This is a genomic window from Endozoicomonas sp. ONNA1, assembly GCF_024606325.1.
Classification (GTDB): domain Bacteria; phylum Pseudomonadota; class Gammaproteobacteria; order Pseudomonadales; family Endozoicomonadaceae; genus Endozoicomonas_A.
The window spans coordinates 1-2,566 of record NZ_JAHHPN010000187.1 but is presented as its reverse complement, the minus strand read 5'-3'; the positions used below and the strand labels follow the sequence as shown (position 1 = coordinate 2,566).

The following is a 2,566-nucleotide window of genomic DNA, read 5'->3' as shown; positions in this document are numbered from 1 at the left end:
AGGAAGAGGAAGTGAAAGTCAAAGGGGGCAATACAGCAGAAACGCAAGCAGAAGTAAAATTAAGATTGGTACTGAGCCTTGCAACGGGTCGAATGGACTTACTTAAATTTTATAGTCTGGATCTATCTCCAATTATCATGCGTTTTTCTCTACAGGACTTTATTGCACCAAGTTCATTGAATGCCATATTCCTCAAAGAAAAAAAGGAGCAACTCACTAAGGATATTGATCCTGAGAATCGGGCTTTGGCAGATATCATAAAACTTGCTTTTCATCTGCTTGATGTATCACCAGAAGAAAAGCCCGTTTTTCCTCATCTTAAAGCCCTTCCCCTCAATGACCAAGCCAGTTTGACCGTCCATCATTTTGGCCATGACTTACAATTTCTAACAAAGTTAATTAGCTTGTTTCCTGAACTGGCTACCAAGGATGAGTCACAATGGTACAACGTCTTTTTTCTGATTCACGAGTACACGATCAGGCGAATCGGTGAAAATCCGGAAAAGGCAAAAACACTCCAGAGCCATTCAGAAGATTGGCAAAAAAAACGCAATTGGTTTGAAAAGCATATATGGCATATGCCAGTCGAGACGGATGATAGTCATTTAATACCAAAGGACATCGACTCTGCTTTCTTTGACAGTGCCAGCTTGAAAAAATTCAAAGATGGAGACGAAGGTATCTTTATTCTTGCTATTCAGCAAGCCAGAAAAGTTGGCTACCAGAAATTAATGCAGCAGTTAAAGCAATATGAAAATAAATTAGATGATGAATCATTACAGATGACAGGCTGGATTAATTGCCTGGCTGGATTGACGCTTCTTGAGGCGGAAATAAGTTCTGACTCCCGGCGGATAGTATTAACCGATCGCAAAAGTTTTCTGGAGAGTGCTTATGAACATTTCATGAAAGCACGTATAACTGGCTTCCATTATGGCGGTTATCTGGAATCACTGGTGTTTATGCGGCTAGCAAATCACTATCAGTATTATCAGGACGAAACATCAGCCCCCCAACAAAAAGACTCAATCTATAAGCCTGTTATTCAATACGTATCGACCAAAAAACCGGAGGAAAAGTTATTTATTGAAGCGGGTAAGATTATTACGGAAATTTTACCCGGGTTGATAGCGAGCTCTATGTGTGGAGTACGTTTTGCGGCTGAAGCAGCCATCAGAATCTTTACTAATGAACGGTTTAACCTTCTGCATATCCCACAGGCTGGCTGGCCGACAATACTCACAAAATATTTTTTACTTGCCAATACAAACTACCACATCCAGTTTGTGTTCAGCAATGATGGCTCTGAAGCTGAAAAAGAGTTATTCCCCAAAATAAATAACCCAGATAGTATTGAGAGAATACTTCTGAAACCACTTGAGGAAATAAGAAAGCTAAGCATTAAAGAAAGACCAGAACAATATGGTATTTTCCTGGACAGTGAAATCAAAAGTAGTGGCAGACCAGAAAACATCAAGAAATATTTAAGCCTTGTCAAAGCTTTTATAATAGGTAAACCCGAAGTACTTGATATATCATCCGAGGTAAGAGCCTCTGATATTGATCAATTATCAGAGAATATTACAAGCTATGAGCTAAGCCGGAGTGACTTCATAACGTCGTTTGAAGCGCTGCAGGAAACACCACAAACTCAAACCGGCTTTGACGAATTCATTTACAATCTGCCCCAACTGGAATCTCATCCGAACTATGGGGCTATAAGTAATGCTCTGTTGAAGAAACATCGCACAAAATCAGCCTTGATTCACTATTATTTATGGGCTTACGAGACCCTCGATGACAGCTGTGACAACGAACGCAACCTGTTCTGGGATACAGTAATGGCTGAGAAGATTGAAAAAAATGAACAAATGAAAACAGCCTTTTTTACACTTCTGGCAACCGCCGATCTAACGGTTATGTACGATGATAATCGGGAGGCCATGAGCACCGCATTCAAACAGTACGACATAGATCTTTCTGTCTGGTTGGCCTTTTTTCACTCGATCTCAGCCAATTCCGCCCGCCTTCTGGGAGAGAAACATAATGCAGATTTCCATATGAAGCATCTTTTAAAACAAAAAAAAATACTAAGCCGTTAAGACGTTGTCCATAATTGACTCAGTAAGAGTAACAAGAAGCCCAAATGCGTAAATTGAAGACTTGTGTTCAGTTTACGCTCAGTATTTTTCCATAAATAGCGGCAGTTTTCTAACCAGAAAAATGAGGTTTCAACGAAACAGCGCTGCGGGATTCCGTACCAAAACTTTACAGCCAATGAAATAGAAGTCCCATCGTAAACTTTTCCATCTATTTTTGACTACAACAGAAACCCCGTTGACTGTTATGCCTATTACCTACAGAGCCATTCTTGCCACATCCTGAACCCACTGCTATTTTTCCTCAGGCTCCATAGGAATCAGAACAATTCATTCAATCAATACAAATAAAAACGGTTGTTTAACAGGTCAACTCTGATTAACAAATTAATAATTATCAAATGGGATCTATGTCAACTCTATGCTTGTTTGTCACAGAAGACTGTTAAAATTTCTCTTTTTAACGC

General features: G+C 39.7%; 1 protein-coding gene and 1 pseudogene. One reads left to right on the top strand and one right to left on the bottom strand.

The window, feature by feature from the left end:
* The coding region (locus tag KDK19_RS04360) for a hypothetical protein (protein WP_257291404.1) at positions 1-2,102 on the top strand (2,102 nt) is incomplete at its 5' end.
* Here the strand turns inward: KDK19_RS04360 and KDK19_RS04355 are convergent.
* Positions 2,099-2,254, bottom strand: a pseudogene (locus KDK19_RS04355) (IS5/IS1182 family transposase); the annotation flags it as partial. The gene KDK19_RS04360 and the pseudogene KDK19_RS04355 overlap by 4 nt on opposite strands.
* Positions 2,255-2,566: the final 312 nt, after the last annotated feature.